The 18,690-nt window shown below is 46.8% G+C and carries 10 protein-coding genes and 2 pseudogenes; 1 reads left to right on the forward strand and 11 read right to left on the reverse strand.

Annotated features, from left to right (window positions below):
• Window positions 1-457: 457 nt before the first annotated feature.
• The 4 genes and pseudogenes from C7B16_RS25380 to C7B16_RS19270 form a co-directional block, all read right to left on the reverse strand.
• Window positions 458-1,141, reverse strand: a pseudogene (locus tag C7B16_RS25380) (GGDEF domain-containing protein); the annotation flags it as partial.
• Between the two features lie 4 nt (window positions 1,142-1,145).
• Window positions 1,146-3,314, reverse strand: a complete 2,169-nt coding sequence (locus C7B16_RS19265) for an EAL domain-containing protein (protein WP_308813025.1) — start codon at window positions 3,312-3,314, stop codon at window positions 1,146-1,148.
• 1,240 nt (window positions 3,315-4,554) lie between these two features.
• Window positions 4,555-4,653, reverse strand: a pseudogene (locus C7B16_RS25385) (hypothetical protein); the annotation flags it as partial.
• Window positions 4,654-4,834: 181 nt separating this feature from the next.
• The gene (locus tag C7B16_RS19270; protein ID WP_000109280.1) at window positions 4,835-5,983 is read right to left on the reverse strand and encodes an MFS transporter; all 1,149 of its coding nucleotides are present in this window, start codon (window positions 5,981-5,983) and stop codon (window positions 4,835-4,837) included.
• Window positions 5,984-6,297: 314 nt separating this feature from the next.
• On the opposite strand from C7B16_RS19270, the gene ycaC reads away from it, so the two are divergent.
• A complete protein-coding gene (gene ycaC, locus C7B16_RS19275) occupies window positions 6,298-6,924 on the forward strand; it encodes an isochorismate family cysteine hydrolase YcaC (protein WP_000165876.1) in 627 nt (208 codons plus the stop codon).
• Between the two features lie 35 nt (window positions 6,925-6,959).
• On the opposite strand, the gene dmsC is transcribed toward ycaC, so the two are convergent.
• From dmsC to ftsK, 7 genes are all read right to left on the reverse strand, one after another.
• Window positions 6,960-7,823 (reverse strand): dimethyl sulfoxide reductase anchor subunit DmsC, encoded by an 864-nt coding sequence (dmsC, locus tag C7B16_RS19280; protein ID WP_001516103.1) that lies wholly within the window; start codon window positions 7,821-7,823, stop codon window positions 6,960-6,962.
• A 1-nt stretch (window position 7,824) separates the two neighbouring features.
• Window positions 7,825-8,442 (reverse strand): dimethylsulfoxide reductase iron-sulfur subunit DmsB, encoded by a 618-nt coding sequence (gene dmsB, locus C7B16_RS19285; protein ID WP_000213098.1) that lies wholly within the window; start codon window positions 8,440-8,442, stop codon window positions 7,825-7,827.
• 10 nt (window positions 8,443-8,452) lie between these two features.
• Entirely contained in the window at window positions 8,453-10,897 is a 2,445-nt protein-coding gene (gene dmsA, locus C7B16_RS19290) for a dimethylsulfoxide reductase subunit A (protein WP_038355168.1), read from the reverse strand.
• A gap of 238 nt (window positions 10,898-11,135) precedes the next feature.
• Window positions 11,136-12,428, reverse strand: a complete 1,293-nt coding sequence (serS, locus tag C7B16_RS19295; protein ID WP_000886683.1) for a serine--tRNA ligase — start codon at window positions 12,426-12,428, stop codon at window positions 11,136-11,138.
• Window positions 12,429-12,518: 90 nt separating this feature from the next.
• Complete coding sequence (gene rarA, locus C7B16_RS19300; RefSeq protein ID WP_000067764.1) at window positions 12,519-13,862, reverse strand: replication-associated recombination protein RarA; 1,344 nt, start codon at window positions 13,860-13,862, stop codon at window positions 12,519-12,521.
• A 9-nt stretch (window positions 13,863-13,871) separates the two neighbouring features.
• Window positions 13,872-14,483: an outer membrane lipoprotein chaperone LolA gene (gene lolA / locus C7B16_RS19305; protein WP_001516101.1), complete on the reverse strand. Its 612-nt coding sequence runs from the start codon at window positions 14,481-14,483 to the stop codon at window positions 13,872-13,874.
• 158 nt (window positions 14,484-14,641) lie between these two features.
• Window positions 14,642-18,673 carry a DNA translocase FtsK gene (ftsK, locus tag C7B16_RS19310; RefSeq protein WP_107180008.1) on the reverse strand — a complete coding sequence of 1,344 codons (4,032 nt, stop codon included), beginning with the start codon at window positions 18,671-18,673 and terminating at the stop codon, window positions 14,642-14,644.
• Between the last annotated feature and the right edge of the window lie 17 nt (window positions 18,674-18,690).

The raw sequence follows: 18,690 nt of genomic DNA on the forward strand, positions 1-18,690 counted from the left end.
TCGAGCATTATAACGAATGGCATCCGCATAGTGCGTTGGGTTATCGCTCGCCACGGGAATATCTGCGGCAGCGGGCCTGTAATGGGTTAAGTGATAACAGATGTCTGGAAATATAGGGGCAAATCCAATTAATGGTTTTAAATTTATCTATGTCAAACAGACATAAGTATCCAAATTTTTCGCTCAATATTTTGATATCTTTATCAAAACTCCGGCGACCAGAAGCCCGTGTAAGCGCATCATAAGTGCCAAAATCATATATTTCTCTAATTGCATTGATCTCTTCAGCATTAAAGAATAGATTTTCTCCACGTAAACCATAATGATGATCCGACAATATTGATTCTTTTTCCAACCTACCCTTATATATAATGTTTTGCAGCAAATTAATATAATAGTAATATATTATGACTGCAGATACCGCCGAAGCAAAAACAAATAGCAAACACATATAAATATACTTGCTTTTTTTGTAAGCCACGATAAATATCATTTCAGGGATATAAGAATATGTCAGGGTGATGGCTGAGATCTCAAATACAGCATCATTTATCAAAAAATCATCACCCGCAATTTTCTTTTCATTATCATTAATATCATAAAATGAGACATAGATATCTTCTCGTTCCCCTGACTGATTTCTTATCAAAGATAAATAACGTTCTGGATCCACTACTGATATTAAACTAGTTCTTTTTGCTATGGGATGTGCATAATAAACATAGTATTTATCTTTTAAACTAATAACACCTCTTTCAAATTCGTTAATTACCCGAACAGAGGAAACTATGTCGTCACAAAAATCATCTCCTTTTGACGTAATTTTGATACATTTATCATCACTAATCATATAAGGACCCAGATCATATAAATATCCAGGATGTTGGAAATTTGAAAAGCTATCGCGTATTTTATTTAACAGTTCATCTGGTGATATCTCTAGTTCATAAAATACATTATTAGATACTGAACGACGATACTCAGACACATTAGCAATAGCAAGCCCACTATCAATAATAGATACCTTTACCGAATTAACTCGGTCTTTAACATACATAGTGTATAAATAACAAGTGACTACAGAGACGCACAAAAAATACAAAAAACAGATTCCTGCGGCCTTTTTTTTATATTTGAACATTGCGTTATTTTCTTTTTTTCGGTTTATTGTCTATATGCCACTCTGAAAATGGTAACGGTTTCTGGTATAAGTATCCCTGGACATGAGAGAATCCTAACTTTTGTAATTCTCTGGCCTGGCTTTCGGTTTCAACACCTTCAGCTATAACCGGCATATTTTCTTCACGGGCAAGGCTGGATATGAAATAGACAATTCTGTTTGTTTCATCGAAAATTCCTGAGGTAAACTCCGAATCAATTTTAATGCTATCAGGCCTTACTTTATAAAGTTTTTTCAAATCAGCTAAACCGCTGCCGAAATCATCAAGTGAAATCTTAATACCGTTTTCTTTTAAAATATTTATATTATTGTAAAAGCTATCATTTATGTCTTTTACTGCCGATTCGGTGATCTCCAGGCAGATTTGATCAGCATTTATACTAAACGTATTAATTAATGACAAAACCCGGAAGTGGAAATCAAATTCATTTAATTGCCACGGAGATACATTAATATGCAGGAGAAAATCATTCGTAATTTCATATTCACGGCTAAATGCCCCAAACTCTCCAATAGCCGTTTCCAATACAAAATCACCCAATTCTTTAATTAAGCCAATTTCTTCAGCAACAGATACGAAAATTGATGGTGGTATTATGCCATTTTCAACTGACAACCAACGGCATAACGCCTCCGCACCTACAACCTTATTATTCGCCATATCAATAATAGGTTGATAGACTAAATAAAACTCACTACTCGCAATCCCCTTTTTTATATTTCCAGCGACCCAGACCTTTTGATCAAGTTCATGAGCCTTGATGTCATCATAAAACATAAATTCAGATTCTTTATTTTCTCGCATAGCCGTTAATGCCAGTTTCAGCTTGCCTTCATAATTTGATACATTTTCCCCTACAAAAGTTTCGCAAATAGCAATTTTATGAACATAAATATTTCTTAGACAAATAATATGATCAGGGAGATTTAAAATTGATAATTGCTCGATGAACTCTTCACAATGAGTATGACATAGCAACAAATATGTTTCAGTTGAGACTTTCAGTATGTCACAGTATCGAGAATATTTTTCTGATATTTTTGATTTTATATCATTTATAATCTCGTCATATTTTTTACTTCCATGTATCGCCTCAACAAACTCTAATCCATAGATACAAAGCATGCCAACTGCTAAGTAGGTTTTATTGTTGGTTTCAATAACAGATTTATTGATATAGAAGCAACTTCCTTGCTCACAAGAAACAAGATTAAGTAACCGCTCCATTCGTTCTTTGTATTTATCACTTATGTTATTAATGATTTTTTTCAGCTCAATAATCTCACTGCTGTCATTTTGCACAATTTCAATTTTGTCGTTGCGGTATACTGAATTCGCTAATTTTTTCAAATGCTCTATCAGTTTATTGGACTCTTTTTTAATTTTCTTTGTTATCTTTTCAACAACATACCATAATAAACAGAAGCAAACCAAACCACATAAAAACATCAATGTAAAATATTTATTGATGTTTGCATCCTCTGATTTCTGATAGTGAAAATAATGGAATCTGACATCTGGAAGTCTGGGGAGTGATATGACATTATCGGTATAGTTGCCACTGTTATTACTTATGTTATAACTACCTGATGAGTTACGAACAATAAGATGCAGCATTGATTTTTCATTACCTACCATAATTTTTTTATTCTGCTCCATGAATAAAATATCAGCTTCACCAGCCAATTTATTAAGATAATTACTAAAATATCTTTCATCAAGATCTAAATGCATTAACTTCAGAGCAAACGAATTTTTTTCTTCTTCGGATGGACGTAATGAAAACGAGAAACATTTTTTCCCTGCAATGCCATAGCAGTTATACCACGGTGACCATTTTGAATAAGTCCCTTTCGGCAATTTATTCCAGGGGCGAGATTCAGGATCAAAGTATTTATCGCTAATTTCACCATCAACCCCAGTAAAAGGTTTACCGGGTTCTGATTGGCCAAAAAACTTAATCACACCACCATCAGTTCGAATAAAGCTAAGATACTTCCCGTTATTCAACATTATCCCAACTAGATTAACGGAATCTATTTTTTTCATCCGATGGATGACTGCTTGTTTGATTTCATTTTCATCATGTAACAGATAAATAGCATCTTTTAACGCATCAGCTTCTTTTTCAATTTTAGAAAAAAATTATTTAAATTATTGTTAATAAGTATAAGATTAATACGTGAAGAATTTTCTTCTATTTTTTTATGAAAATCAATCGCCGTAATAAATGACAAAATAATATAGACTGTAACGGCTAATATAAGCGCAGTGTTAAATCTTGAATTTAATTTTTCAGTAATGCTATACATATTGGAGTTCTGACTAAAGTGTTATCAATAGTTCCGATATTACATCGTATAAAATTACTTATAATTGATGGTGTTAATATCCCTCATTATGATTTTATTACTTGAAACATTTCCTCCCAACGAATATACCATGATGAGAAGATTCATTTTTCCTTAATTTACAAAAGTGATTATCATAGTTTTTACTTTAACTGAACCAACATTGTTATACTTAATATTCGTGCTTTTGTCTCTTTTACCCACGCTACCGCCTTTCGTTAATTTTCAACGAAATAATTAAGATATGAAAATATTTATAAATGTCGACATAACTGTCACATACCGCACAGTTGCGCCATCGCCACTTTTACCACCCAAAAGAGGCATTAATATGTAATCTCAGCAATCCATTCCGTTTATTTATCTGTTCTTCAGATATGAGCAATGTGACTCTTTTAACCCAAATAAATTAATCAATAACCTTAGAGAAAGTGGTCATTATTAGTTGATTGCTAAGGCTGTAGAGCGCCCATCAACCTGAACAGATAAATACGTTGAGGAATACACGATCGATAAAACAATAAGGTGCAGTGGCAGACGACTATTTTATTTTTAAAACAATAGTCTGTGAACCATGCCTGGTATGAGTAGATTCTAGTGAGAGAAGGTTTTTGTAAGTTTAAAATCCTATAAAACATCAAATTAGCAGAATTTTAAACCAGATTAGAAATGTATTTTCTACATAACGAAACAATAGTTGCAACTATTTTCAGCAAATTTAACCAAAAGTGATAACATGCAACATTGTTGATGCAGATCAAAAAAAACGATTTTATAGTGCTGGGCGTTGTTTAAACTTTGTCCTCAAAAATCAAACTGTTACCATAAGAAATAGTTCACTGCGGAACTCAGAATAATAACGCGCAAAATAGCCAACAATTTAAATTATCACCATATCTAAAAATAAAGCTTTCCGATAACTTAAATTCGTATTATCACGACAACATTTATCACCATTCATCTCTTAAGAAAAACTTAACTTTAGCGTTATCAGATCGACTCGTTCTTTTAATCTATTTCCTGCCCAAACCCCAATCGGTGATAAATGACATCAGCACAATGTTGTACCAGCGCAACTGTTTTTCCTGAACGCTCTCAGCATAGACCGATCTTTCGCTAATATTTAATAGATATCTCTAAACAGGGGGATGTGTGGAAAATAAGAAATGCGAAAATGGTGGAATAAAAATTACAATCTGCTGTACATTTTATTTTTACAAATAAATTTTGCTGAAAGCTCGTGTAAAGAGGGAATAAGAAAACAGAGTGCGGACAACAAGTTCACACTCTGCACTAATTCATTTAGACGTGAGCAACGGGTTTTGGCGTGTGTCCGGCATTGCGTAGCAGCATCAGTAAGTAGATAAACGACACACTGGCGATCATGATAAACAGCAGATTATCAGAAAAATTCTGCATTAGCATGGCAGTAAAAGACGGCCCAAACAAACTACCCACGGTATAACTCAACAACAATGCTTGATTCATTGCGACCAGTTGATGATGTTCAACTTTCTCACAAGCCCAGGCCATCGCCACCGGATAAAGCGTAAAACCGGCTGCACCGAGGATGAACAATGCTGGAGCCATTGCCGCCTGACTTAACATCGCGATACTACCGAGAATGACGACAAATACCTGAACACGCAGTACCAGCAGACGACCAAATTTATCCGCCAGACGGCCAATTGGCCATTGCCCGAGGATACCGGCACTAACCAGTACCGCCATCCAGAATCCGATGCTGGCATTGCTAATCCCTTTATGATTGAGGTACAGAGGCATCAGACCATACAAAGAACCCAGAACGATTCCCGAGATAATGCAGCCATTCACGCCAAGTCGTGCCTGGCGAAGTTTTAGCATTGACGTCATGGGCGTCGAAGCATGATTTTCAGCCTGTTGATTCAGGATACGAGTAAACAGCAGCGGCAAGATCCCCGCCAGGGTCAACCCCGTAGCCCACGGCAATACGCTCATCAATTCGGTTGAAACTTTACTGAGCAGTAACTGGCCTAAAAACGTCCCCACATAATAAACCATCATATAGGCAGCAAGTAACCGCCCACGGTTACGTGACGTTCCGCTGCACATCAGCGCGCTTTCCACCACAACCCAAATCATGGCGCAACCGACGCCTGCGACGAAACGCCAGGCTAACCAGCTCCAGAATCCAATCATCAAACCAAGCCCGACACAGCCTGCCGCAAAAATGAAGGAAGCAAGGTAATAACTGCGATTAAACCCAAAGCGTTTAATGACATACCCTGTCAGTAAAGTACCGACCAGGTTGCCGGTAAAATAAGATGAACTGACGACACCGACCTGCCATGTGGGCAAATGCGCCTGGGCGAGCCATAGCGGCACCAGTGTATTTAACACCGCGATCGCCAGAGTCAACAAAAGTAAGCCAGACAGCAAAAGCATGACAGGCCGGGTATACGTGGACATGAATTAAAACCGTGAGGAAGCTCAAATTTCATGCGCATCATGCCACCACCAAAAACATTGTCAATGGGTGAAAATACGTACATAACGTAGCGGCTGTATTATCGATTTATATTACTCATTCATAACACTAATGACGAAAAGATAATCAGTCTCATCTACTTGTTTTTATTGAACTAACATAAAGTTCATGCATTTCGTTCAGTCGAAAAATTTCATGGTCACAGCAAACCTGGATTTCCCGTCTATGCTTTCAGGGCAACGCATCGCGTCTGAACGATTTCAGGCGTACCACTGACTCTCGAAAGGAGAAGAGAATGACCAAACCGTATGTTCGTCTCGATAAAAATGATGCTGCTGTTTTGTTAGTTGATCACCAGGCTGGTTTACTTTCCCTTGTGCGGGATATTGAACCTGACAAATTTAAAAATAACGTGCTGGCGCTGGGTGACTTAGCTAAATATTTCAATTTGCCTACCATTCTTACCACCAGCTTTGAAACTGGTCCTAACGGCCCACTGGTCCCTGAACTGAAAGCACAGTTTCCGGATGCACCTTATATTGCGCGTCCTGGAAATATTAACGCCTGGGATAACGAAGATTTTGTCAAAGCAGTTAAAGCGACAGGTAAAAAACAACTGATTATTGCAGGGGTGGTAACCGAGGTTTGCGTAGCATTTCCGGCACTTTCCGCAATTGAAGAAGGGTTTGATGTCTTTGTGGTGACTGACGCGTCAGGAACCTTTAACGAAATTACCCGGCATTCGGCATGGGATCGCATGTCACAAGCGGGGGCGCAATTGATGACGTGGTTTGGTGTCGCCTGCGAACTGCACCGTGACTGGCGTAACGATATCGAAGGCCTGGCGACGCTGTTCTCTAACCACATTCCTGATTATCGTAATTTGATGACCAGTTACGACACCTTAACGAAACAGAAATAAAAGAGAACCGGGGCCGAAACCCCGGTTATAACGCTTTAGCTGGCAACAGCCATACCCACGGTCATATGCAAACCGTAGAATACGCCGCGACCGATTAATTCCCCTGCAAGAAGCAGGATGAATGACACGGAAAGCAGCGGCACCGCAGGCTGAAAACCTTTTAACTGCGGAGCAATCCACAAGCACAGTGCCACAGCGATAAGCACAATCCGCCAGGCCATCAGTGCACCGTAATCCGGCACCAGCGCCGCAGCCTGTTGTACAGAAGAGTGAATCGTAGCGAGTTCAGCCCCCTGCATTACAGACATTACACCGCTCACCACCAACGCCAGCACTGAAATTGCCGGAAGTAAACGCATCACCCAGCCATTAACCCCCGCCAGACGCAGTAACAGATATCCCAGCAGCGGGCCACCCATAAACATGGTCAGGAAGAAGCCCATCGGTGTCCAGATGCTGTACCAGGTCGGTACGGTATCGATGCTGTTATACACACGTACCATCATCCAGACAAATACCACACCGAGAACCATCGTCACCACCAGCCACAGCGCGCGTAATACCGGTGACAGCTTTTTCAGCATTGCCAGCAACCAGCCGATGCCACCAACGGCAAAAAAGATCGAACCGCTGGCGATTTCGTTACTCAACGCCGAAGCGCCAACCCGATTGAGTGAGTTAAAGGCGCGCATCGGTGAACCAAGGTGAAGCATTGAGGCAATAAAGCCAATGCCCATCAGTACCCACAAGCCAAACATACAGGCAATAACCCGCTGTTGGGTATCGGCCCGAAGTTCACCTTTCAACAAGGCAAATGCCAGAACGATAAAACCGCCCACTACACACTGCCCGAAGACCGTGAAGATCATCAACGGCCATTCATGCCATCCACTTCCCATCTCACACCTCCTTCGGATTTGCCAGGTAGCCAGTGGTATCCCCGGTTGGGCGGCTGTTGGCGTTAGGTTTGATCACAATATTTGGTTTGGTAAAGTGCGCTCTTGGCAACGGCGCAACGGCGGCCAGATCGCCATGTTTTTTACGCAACTCGTCGATAGGGCCGAAATCCAGCGCCCGCAGCGGGCAAGACTCGACACAGATCGGTTTTTTACCTTCCGCGACACGATCATAACAACCATCACATTTGGTCATATGTCCTTTGGTTTCGTTGTACTGTGGCGCACCATACGGGCAAGCCATATGGCAGTAACGACAGCCAATACACACATCTTCATCGACAACGACAAAACCATCTTCACGTTTATGCATCGCGCCGCTCGGGCAGACTTTGGTACACGCCGGATCTTCGCAGTGATTACATGAAATCGAGAGATAGTAGGCAAATACGTTCTGATGCCAGACGCCGTTATCTTCCTGCCAGTCGCCGCCCGCATATTCATAAATTCGGCGGAAGCTGACTTCTGGTGTCAAATCTTTGTAGTCTTTACAAGCCAGTTCGCAGGTTTTGCAACCGGTGCAACGACTGGAATCAATAAAAAATCCATACTGGGTTGTCATCGGTTACTCCTTACACCTTTTCAACCTGAACGAGGTTTGTATGTGACGGATTCCCCTTGGCGAGAGGAGATGGGCGTTGAGTGGTCAGTACGTTGATACAACCGCCCTGATCAACACGTTTCGCATCGGGGTCATACCAGGCACCTTCACCCAATGCGACCACGCCCGGCATCATTCGTGGCGTTACTTTCGCCTCAATATGAACCTCACCGCGATCGTTAAAGATCCGCACCTTATCGCCATTGTTGATACCGCGTTTTTGCGCATCAATTGGGTTGATCCACATTTCCTGGCGACAAGCCGCTTTCAGCACATCAACGTTACCGTAGGTGGAGTGCACACGAGATTTGTAGTGGAAACCAGTAAGTTGCAGCGGATACTGTTTATTCAGCGGATCCTGATAACTTTCAAAGCCCGGCGTGTAGATCGGCAGTGGATCAATCACATCGCCTTCTGGCAATTCCCAGGTAGCTGCAATATCAGCCAGTGCCTGTGAATAGATCTCAATTTTGCCCGATGGCGTGGTCAATGGATTTGCCTGCGGATCTTCCCGGAAGGCTTTATAAGCAACGTGATGCCCTTGTGGATCACGCTTTTTAAAGATCCCCTGCTTACGAAACTCTTCAAAGGTCGGCAATTCAGGAATCGCTTCTCGCGACTGGGCATACAGGTGGCGCATCCACTCTTCCTGGGTACGCCCTTCAGTAAACTGTTGCTCGACGCCAAGGCGTTTTGCCAGTTCGCTGGTCATCTCATAGATGGTCTTACATTCAAAGCGCGGTTTAATCACCTGGTCATTGAAAATTACGTAGGACATATTTCCGCAGGAAGCATCCAGCGCAAAGTCCATCTGCTCAGAGGCGGTGCAATCCGGCAACAGGATGTCAGCATATTTTGCTGATGAGGTCATGTGGCAGTCGATAACTACAATCAATTCGCACTTCTTATCATCCTGAAGGATTTCATGGGTGCGGTTGATTTCCGAGTGCTGGTTAATCAGGCAGTTACCGGCATAGTTCCAGATCATCTTAATCGGAACATCCAGCTTATCTTTACCGCGCACACCATCACGCAGCGCTGTCATTTCCGGGCCGCGTTCAATCGCATCGGTCCACATAAACATGGAAATGCTGGTTTGGATCGGGTTTTCGAGGGTCGGCATACGGACAAACGGTAAGCTGTATGAGCCTTCGCGCGCCCCGGTGTTGCCACCGTTAATACCGACGTTACCGGTGAGGATCGCCAGCATTGAGATAGCACGAGTGGCGATTTCACCGTTAGCGTGGCGTTGTGGTCCCCACCCCTGGCTGATAAACGCCGGTTTAGTGCTGCCAATTTCCCGCGCCAGTTTGATGATTTTGTCCGCCGGAATACCCGTAATTTGCGAAGCCCATTCCGGCGTTTTAGCAACGCCGTCCGGCCCTTCACCCAGAATGTAGGCTTTATAGTGACCGTTTTTCGGCGCACTGGCAGGCAACGTTTTTTCGTCGTAACCGACACAATATTTATCGAGAAATTCTTGATCAACCAGGTTTTCAGTGATCATGACATATGCCAGACCATTAACCAGTGCGGCATCTGTTCCCGGACGGATCGGGATCCATTCATCTTCGCGCCCGGCACCGGTGTCTGTATAGCGCGGATCGATAATGATCATGCGAGCATTTGATTTCTGACGCGCCTGTTCGAGGTAATAAGTCACCCCGCCGCCGCTCATTCGCGTTTCGCCCGGGTTATTACCAAACAGTACCACCAGCTTACTGTTTTCAATATCTGACGGGCTGTTGCCATCAGCCCAGCCGCCGTAGGTATAGTTCAGACCTTCCGCAATTTGCGCGGAGGAGTAGTCACCATAATGGTTCAGGTAACCGCCACAGCAGTTCATTAAACGCGCAACCAGGGTATTTCCCGGTGGCCAGGAGCGGGTCATGGTGCCGCCCAGCGTACCTGTACCATAGTTCAGATAGATGGATTCGTTGCCATATTCTTTAATCAGACGCTGCATATTAGTAGCGATAATGTCGTAGGCTTCTTCCCAGCTAATGCGCTCAAATTTGCCTTCACCACGCGCCCCTACCCGTTTCATCGGATATTTCAGACGATCAGGATTATAAACGCGACGACGCATGGAACGCCCACGCAGACAGGCGCGCACCTGATGCAGGCCGTCGTAATTGTCATCACCGGTATTATCCGTTTCGACGTATTTGATCTCACCGTCCACGACATGCATACGTAGCGGGCAGCGGCTGCCACAGTTAACTGTACAGGCGCTCCAGACAACCTTCTCGTCAGAATTTGCCACAATGGCGTTATCGACAGCGTGCGCTATTCGACTAAAAGGTAATGTTAATGCGCTGCTGGCCATCGCCAGGCCGCCGATCGCTGTCGTTTTTACCAAACCACGGCGACTCACCTCAGCAGCCAATACCGCATCAGGGATTTTCGTTTTCATAATGGCTCACTCAAGCTTGCTTACGATTGATTCCAGTAACAAACCGTATTGTGTAATTATTTTTATAGCGGCGCGCTATATAGGTTTGTATACATCGAATGATTTGAAAATCAACGAGATAGATAGATTTTCACTCGAAAGTAGTATTACGCGTAAGTGAAATGTAATTATTGTTTGGTATCAAAAGGAGACAAAAAAAGCGCCCGCAGGCGCTTTTTAGATTCGGCATATTTAGATATTAGCCAATATATTCCAGTCCGTTCATGTACGGACGCAGAACTTCTGGTACTTCAATACGGCCATCAGCCTGCTGATAGTTTTCCATTACCGCAACCAACGTACGACCAACAGCCAGACCAGAACCGTTCAGGGTATGAACCAGACGGGTTTTCTTGTCTGACTTGCTGCGGCAACGTGCCTGCATACGACGTGCCTGGAAATCCCAGACGTTAGAGCAGGAAGAGATCTCGCGGTAGGTGTTCTGTGCCGGGATCCATACTTCCAGGTCGTAAGTTTTGCAAGCGCCAAAGCCCATGTCGCCAGTGCAAAGAATGATTTTACGGTACGGCAGACCCAGCAGTTGCAGGACTTTTTCTGCATGACCGGTCATCTCTTCCAGTGCCGCCATAGAGTCTTCCGGACGCACGATCTGAACCATTTCAACTTTGTCGAACTGGTGCATACGGATCAGGCCGCGAGTGTCACGACCATAAGAACCAGCTTCAGAACGGAAGCACGGTGTATGGGCGGTCATCTTAATTGGCAGATCATCTTCATCGATGATTTCACCGCGCACCAGGTTGGTCAGCGGAACTTCCGCCGTCGGGATCAGCGCGTAGTTACTGGTGTCAGCTTCTTCTTCCAGCGGACGAGTATGGAACAGGTCACCAGCAAATTTCGGCAACTGACCAGTACCGTACAGCGTGTCCTGGTTAACCAGATACGGGACATAGTTTTCGCTATAGCCATGCTGCTCGGTGTGCAGATCCAGCATAAACTGCGACAGCGCACGGTGCATGCGAGCGATTTGCCCTTTCATCACCACAAAGCGCGAACCGGTCAGCTTAACTGCTGCTGCAAAGTCAAGACCTGAGTGCATTTCACCCAGCGTCACGTGGTCACGAACTTCAAAGTCAAACTCGCGCGGGGTGCCCCAGCGACTAACTTCAACGTTGTCATTTTCGTCTTTACCTACCGGCACTTCATCTGCAGGCAGGTTAGGGATTGTCAGCGCGATATCGCGAATTTCAGCCTGTAAAGCATCCAGCTCGGCTTTTGCTGCATCCAGCTCTTCGCCCAGTTTGTTCACTTCCAGACGTAAAGGCTCAATATCTTCCCCGCGCGCTTTCGCCTGGCCAATGGATTTCGATCGGGAGTTACGCTCCGCTTGCAGGTTTTCCGTTTTGACCTGCAATACTTTACGACGCTCTTCAAGAGCGCCCAGCTTATCTACATCCAGCTTAAAGCCCCGGCGTGCCAGTTTTTCAGCGACTGCGTCTGGCTCATTACGCAGCAGATTGGGATCGAGCATGCTTATCCTGTGCTTATCGAATTAAATGGGAGATGTGGCCACAGCCTGCGACCACAGGGATACAGTAACAACATTACCGCAACGATAACATTAACGGTAGCGTTTTATGGGGCTATTTTGATCCTGTTCAGCCAGCCAGGCGAGCTTTTCGCCAATCTTGCCTTCAAGGCCTCTGTTGGTCGGGAAATAATAGCGTGTTTGTGCTATTTCCGGCGGGAAGTAAACCTCACCGGCGGCATAAGCGTTTGCTTCATCATGAGCGTAACGATATTCCTGCCCGTAGCCCATTTCCTTCATCAGTTTGGTCGGCGCATTGCGCAAGTGAACTGGCACGTCATAATCCGGACGTTCGCGAGCATCGGCCAGCGCGGCTTTAAACGCAGTATACACAGCGTTACTTTTTGGTGCGCAAGCCAGATAAACAATCGCCTGGGCAATGGCGCGCTCGCCCTCTGCCGGACCCACGCGGGTAAAGCAATCCCAGGCAGCTATTGCCACCTGCATCGCACGCGGATCAGCATTGCCGACATCTTCCGACGCTATTGCAAGGCAGCGACGTGCGACATATAACGGATCGCCACCGGCAGTAATAATTCGCGCATACCAGTAAAGCGCCGCATCGGGGGCGCTACCGCGCACAGATTTATGCAGCGCGGAAATCAGATCGTAAAAGCGATCGCCTTTGTTATCGAAGCGGGCACTGCGCTCACCGGCGATTTCCGTCAATAATTCTGTCTTCAGAACACGTTTACCGCTGTTATCGACTTCGGCCATATCCGCCATCATTTCCAGCGTATTTAACGCCCGGCGCGCATCGCCATTCACCAGTTCAGCAATCGCCCGACGCGTCTCATCTGGCAGAACAATATCTTGCCCACCGTAACCGCGGGTTTTGTCTTCCATCGCCTGAGTCAGTACTTGCTCAATATCCTCTGTGCTAAGGGATTTCAGCAGATAAACTCGGGCACGGGAAAGCAATGCCGAGTTAAGTTCAAACGACGGGTTTTCAGTCGTCGCGCCAATGAAAGTGATGGTGCCATCTTCAATATGCGGTAGAAAAGCATCCTGCTGACTTTTGTTGAAGCGGTGAACTTCATCAACAAACAGAATGGTGCGCCGACCGGCATTGCGGTTCTGCCGCGCTCGCTCGATTGCCTCGCGAATCTCTTTAACGCCAGAGGTGACGGCTGAAATACGTTCCACATCAGCATTCGCATAGCGGGCAATGACTTCTGCGAGGGTCGTTTTACCAGTACCGGGTGGCCCCCAGAGGATCATGGAATGCAAGTGCCCCGCTTCGATAGCACGCGGCAACGGTTTCCCCGCAGCCAGCAAATGCTGCTGGCCGATATACTGTGCTAAATTTTCTGGCCGCATACGCGCGGCCAGAGGTTGAAAAGTATTATCCGAAAAATCGAGCGACAGATTGCTCACTCAGGGCCTCTACTTACGTTGGTCATCTACCGTTACGCCTTGCGGCGGGGTGAAGGTAAATTTCGCTGCATCCACAGCACCGTTTTGCTGGGATTTCAGTTGATAACTACTGCGCTGATCGTCCTGCTCTACCGCACTAAACTGATGGATCGTACCATCGCGCCCCACATTAATGGTGAATTGCTTCAGATTGCCATTGCTGGCTTTCGGCGTCAGGATAAAGTCATCGCCATTCTGTTTGATGTTGTATTGCTGCCAGTCACTGGACTGGTTACGGGCAATCAGCATAAACGGCGTATTGCCGGTGGCATCTTTCAGCCAGGTTGCCGTGGCTTGTTCAACAAAGGGATTATAGAACCACAGTGTTTTACCGTCAGAAACCAGAACACTTTCATCCGGCTGAGTCATATGCCAGTTAAACAGATTAGGGCGTTTCACCCATAAATCCCCCTGACCTTCCTGTACAGCAGCGCCGCTACCGTCAGTGACCTTTTGCGTAAAGCTGGCATGGAAACTGCTGACTTTATCCAGGCGGCTTTTCAGATCGCTTGCGGCGTCAGCCCAAACGCTGCTCGCCACGAAGCTTGAGAGTAATGCACAGGTGATGGCAATTTTTTTCATCATTGTTCCTCAAATTACGTCACTCCCAAACGGGAGTTCCCTCTACTCTCTATTCCAGGCTAATAATCAGCTTGAGGAAAGAAGAAAATACTGAATTTTCAGTTGATGGAGTGCCGGATGCAACGTTATCACGTCTTATCCGGCCTACGATTCACCAATTAGTCAAATGGCGGTGGGGCCAGCACTTCACGATTACCGTTGTGACCCTGTTCGCTGACGATCCCCTGCGCTTCCATCTGTTCTACGATGCGTGCGGCACGGTTGTAACCGATGCGGAACTGACGCTGAACACCGGAAATAGACGCTTTGCGTTTTTCAGTGACAAACGCCACCGCCTGATCGAACAACGGATCCAGCTCTTCAGCACCGTCAAAACCACCCGCACCACCTTCACTTTCGCTGTCGGAAGTGATGCCGTCAACATACTGCGGACGACCACGGGCTTTCCAGTCCTGCACCACCGCATGTACTTCCTGATCGCGAACAAAGGCACCGTGAACACGTACTGGCATGGTGGAGTTAGGCCCGGAGTAGAGCATATCCCCCATTCCCAGTAGCGATTCTGCGCCAGCCTGATCAAGAATGGTACGTGAGTCGATCTTGCTGGATACCGTGAAGGCGATACGGGTCGGAATGTTCGCTTTAATCAGACCAGTAATAACATCAACCGAAGGACGTTGCGTTGCCAGTACGAGGTGGATACCCGCGGCACGGGCTTTTTGCGCCAGACGTGCAATCAGCTCTTCCACTTTTTTACCCACCGTCATCATCAGGTCGGCAAATTCGTCCACCAGCACCACGATATACGGCTCTTTTTTCAGCACCGGATGCTGTGCATCCATACTATCGCCCGGCTTCCAGTACGGATCTGGAATTGGCCGCATCATACGATCAGCTTCAGCAATTTTTTCGTTATAACCTGCCAGGTTACGCACACCAAGTGCCGACATCAGCTTATAACGACGTTCCATCTCGTTGACACACCAGCGCAGAGCATTAGCTGCATCTTTCATGTCGGTAACGACTTCCGTTAACAGATGCGGGATACCTTCATAAACCGAAAGCTCCAGCATTTTCGGGTCGATCATGATGAAACGCACATCTTCCGGCTGCGCTTTATAGAGCATACTCAGGATCATAGCGTTCACACCGACAGACTTACCGGAACCGGTAGTCCCCGCAACCAATAAGTGCGGCATTTTCGCCAGATCGGCAACCACCGGCTCACCGGCAATATCTTTACCCAATACAATCGTCAACGGTGATGGGTTATCACGGAACCTGGCGTTATCCAGCACTTCGCGCAAATAAACGGTCTGGCGTTTTTTATTCGGTAATTCCAGACCTACATAAGGTTTACCTGGGATTACTTCAACTACACGGACTGCCACTGTTGATAACGAACGGGCAAGGTCACGTGACAAGTTAGAAATACGCGCGGCTTTTACACCCGGTGCCAGGTTCAGTTCAAAGCGAGTGATAACTGGCCCTGGTGAGTAGTTAACAACATCGGCTTTAATGCGGAAATCAGCCAGGCGCGCCTCCACCAGACGTGCCATTTGTTCGAGCGCAAAGGTATCTACTGGCTCCACTTCGCTCGGCGGCGGCGTCAACAAATCCAGCGATGGCAACGGCGTTGTCGGCTTGTGCAACGGACGACTGTCGCCATTGCGCATTAACAGCGGATGAAGCAGGGTATCCTGCGGCTGCGGCACGACTGGTTGCTGCGGCTGTTGATACTGCGGCTGCGGCGCGACCGGTTGTTGCGGCTGCTGATATTGCGGCTGCGGCGCGACCGGTTGTTGCGGCTGTTGATACTGCGGCTGCGGCGCGACCGGTTGTTGCGGCTGTTGATACTGCGGCTGCGGCGCGACCGGTTGTTGCGGCTGCTGATATTGCGGCTGCGGCGCGACCGGTTGTTGCGGCTGCTGATATTGCGGCTGCGGCGCGACCGGTTGTTGCGGCTGCTGATATTGCGGCTGCGGCGCGACCGGTTGTTGCGGCTGCTGAACAGGTTCAACAATTGGCGTAAACAGCGGCTCGTGTGGACCATCATCCACTAATGCTTTCATCGGTGAAAATTCAAAATCATCCAGCGAGAACGGATTCGCCCCCGCAGGTTGTTCACCGGAATAACGTTGCTGCTGTGTCTGGACGAACTGACGAGCCAGTTCTGCCTCTGCAGCGGCATCTATTTCATCTTCCGGGTTAACTGGCACATCATGCTGATACTGTTCACCATAGCGTTGCTGCTGCGTCTGGGCGAACTGACGAGCCAGTTCATCCTGCTGCATTGCATCTATTTCATCATCGTTATACTGCCCGGCAGAATCGTACTGGTTGCGCTGCGCTTCACGTGCCTTCTCTTCCGCTGCACGCTGTGAGGGCAGCTTAATACCGTATGACGCCAGTTCACGACGCGTCGGAACACGAATACGCTTCGGCCTTGGCAACTGAGGGCCAATACCCTCTTTCACTTGCGGGCGCGGTCCACCGCTATTTGACAGGCTGAAGACAGGTGCAGCCACCGTCGCTGCGGCTCCCGTTGCCAGGGTCGCTTTCTTCACGCCAGATGCCAGCGGTGAGACTGCGGCTGCGGATTCTACCGGCGGCACTGCTGCAACACCTGGTCGTGCCAAAACAGGCTTGACCGGTTCTGGTTCTTTAACCGGTTCAGGAATCGGTTGATACCAGGCCGCAAGTTGCTCACGTTCACGCGCACGCTTCTCTTCCACTTCTTCAAAATAGTAAAGTGGCGGACGTGCAGGCTTTGTCTCTTCAACAACAGGTTCCGGTTCAACGACAGGCTGCTGTTCAACAGGTTGTGGCTGTTGATACAACGGCTCTTGAACGGTCGGCTGCTGATAAGTTTGCTCCGGCTGGTAAGTAGGTTGTGGAGCAAAAGTGGATTGCGATTCTTCAGCTTGCCAGGTGTTACCAACCACCGGTTGTTCCGGCGCAGGCGCATAATATGGCTGCTGAGGCTGCGCCGGTTGTTGCAGCGATTCGTTATATTGCACCGCAGGCTGCACATATTGCGGTTGCTGCGGGTAACCTTCGGATACAGGTGCAATTATCGGTTCACCCGCTTGCGGTCCAGGAACAGGTTGCCAGGCCACTGTGGGCTGTGTTGGTGAAATATCAACAGGTGCAGATGGTGGTGTCTGGGTTACCGGTTCAACCGGCGCAACCCAGCTTTGTGTCACAGTGGTCGCAGCCGCTGCAGCAGCTACAGGTTCGGTAATCGGCGCACCATTTAATAACGGATCGTATTCGTCATATTCTGGCTGCGTTGCACGATTGCCCGAAAAGAGGACGTCATCAGGATCGGCGGCGACACCGCGCGCCGTGTAGGTAATTTCTTCTTCATCATCCATCCGCTTGCCGGAGAACAACGCAGCGTCAGTTTTCCGCCCCATCGGATTAATGAATTTTTCGGCCAGACGTTTACGACGCGCTAATGCACCACGAAGGATCCGGGCACGGCGCGACTCATGTTGTTTGCCGTGACTCTCATCTTCATACTCTTCGTCGTCTTCATACTCATCTTCATCAACCCAGGTATCGTCGCGACGAGTACGGTTACTGGCAAATGTGAGAATGTTTAAAATCCAGCCGCCCAGTTTTTCGGCAATAGTCACCCAGGACCAACCGGTAAACAGCGTCAGGCCTGCCGCCCAGACGCAAAGCAGCGCAATCGTTCCCCCACTACTGTGTAACAGTGGCTGCAGCGTAGTGCTTAATAAACTCCCGATTACGCCACCGGAGGCAAAATACCAGATATCGTCAGCATTGATCGCCGCCAGACCACAGGAAGTAAGAATGATCGCCAGCACACCAATAATTCGCAGCGAGACGGCAAAATAATCAATGTATTCGTCGCTGGCCTGCTGACGCCAGGCAAACCAACAGCCACCGATGATAATGACGGGGATGGTGTAAGCCATGACGCCGAAAATGAAGAACAGGGTATCGGCCAGCCATGCGCCAGGTGCCCCACCTAAATTATGGATAGGCTCATGCCAGGCCGTTTGTGACCAACTGGGATCCGAAGGATTAAAGCTTAATAAAGCTGCCATCAACCAGACGGCAAACAGAACAATAAGAATCAGCAACGCCTCCAGAAGTCGGCGCCCGCTGCTTAACTTTGTCAATGTGACTTCTTTGTCTTCAGTGTATTCCTGGCTCAAGAAAGGCTCTCCAGGTT

This window comes from Escherichia sp. 20412-1, assembly GCF_003027595.1.
In the GTDB taxonomy this organism is placed as follows: domain Bacteria; phylum Pseudomonadota; class Gammaproteobacteria; order Enterobacterales; family Enterobacteriaceae; genus Escherichia; species Escherichia marmotae.

Bases quoted from the DNA above. Each gene is read 5' to 3' on its own strand.
- serS (WP_000886683.1), bottom strand. From the start codon at position 12,428: ATGCTCGATCCCAATCTGCTGCGTAATGAGCCAGACGCAGTCGCTGAA.
- dmsA (WP_038355168.1), bottom strand. From the start codon at position 10,897: ATGAAAACGAAAATCCCTGATGCGGTATTGGCTGCTGAGGTGAGTCGC.
- dmsC (WP_001516103.1), bottom strand. From the start codon at position 7,823: ATGGGAAGTGGATGGCATGAATGGCCGTTGATGATCTTCACGGTCTTC.
- lolA (WP_001516101.1), bottom strand. From the start codon at position 14,483: ATGAAAAAAATTGCCATCACCTGTGCATTACTCTCAAGCTTCGTGGCG.
- dmsB (WP_000213098.1), bottom strand. From the start codon at position 8,442: ATGACAACCCAGTATGGATTTTTTATTGATTCCAGTCGTTGCACCGGT.
- ycaC (WP_000165876.1), top strand. From the start codon at position 6,298: ATGACCAAACCGTATGTTCGTCTCGATAAAAATGATGCTGCTGTTTTG.
- C7B16_RS19270 (WP_000109280.1), bottom strand. From the start codon at position 5,983: ATGTCCACGTATACCCGGCCTGTCATGCTTTTGCTGTCTGGCTTACTT.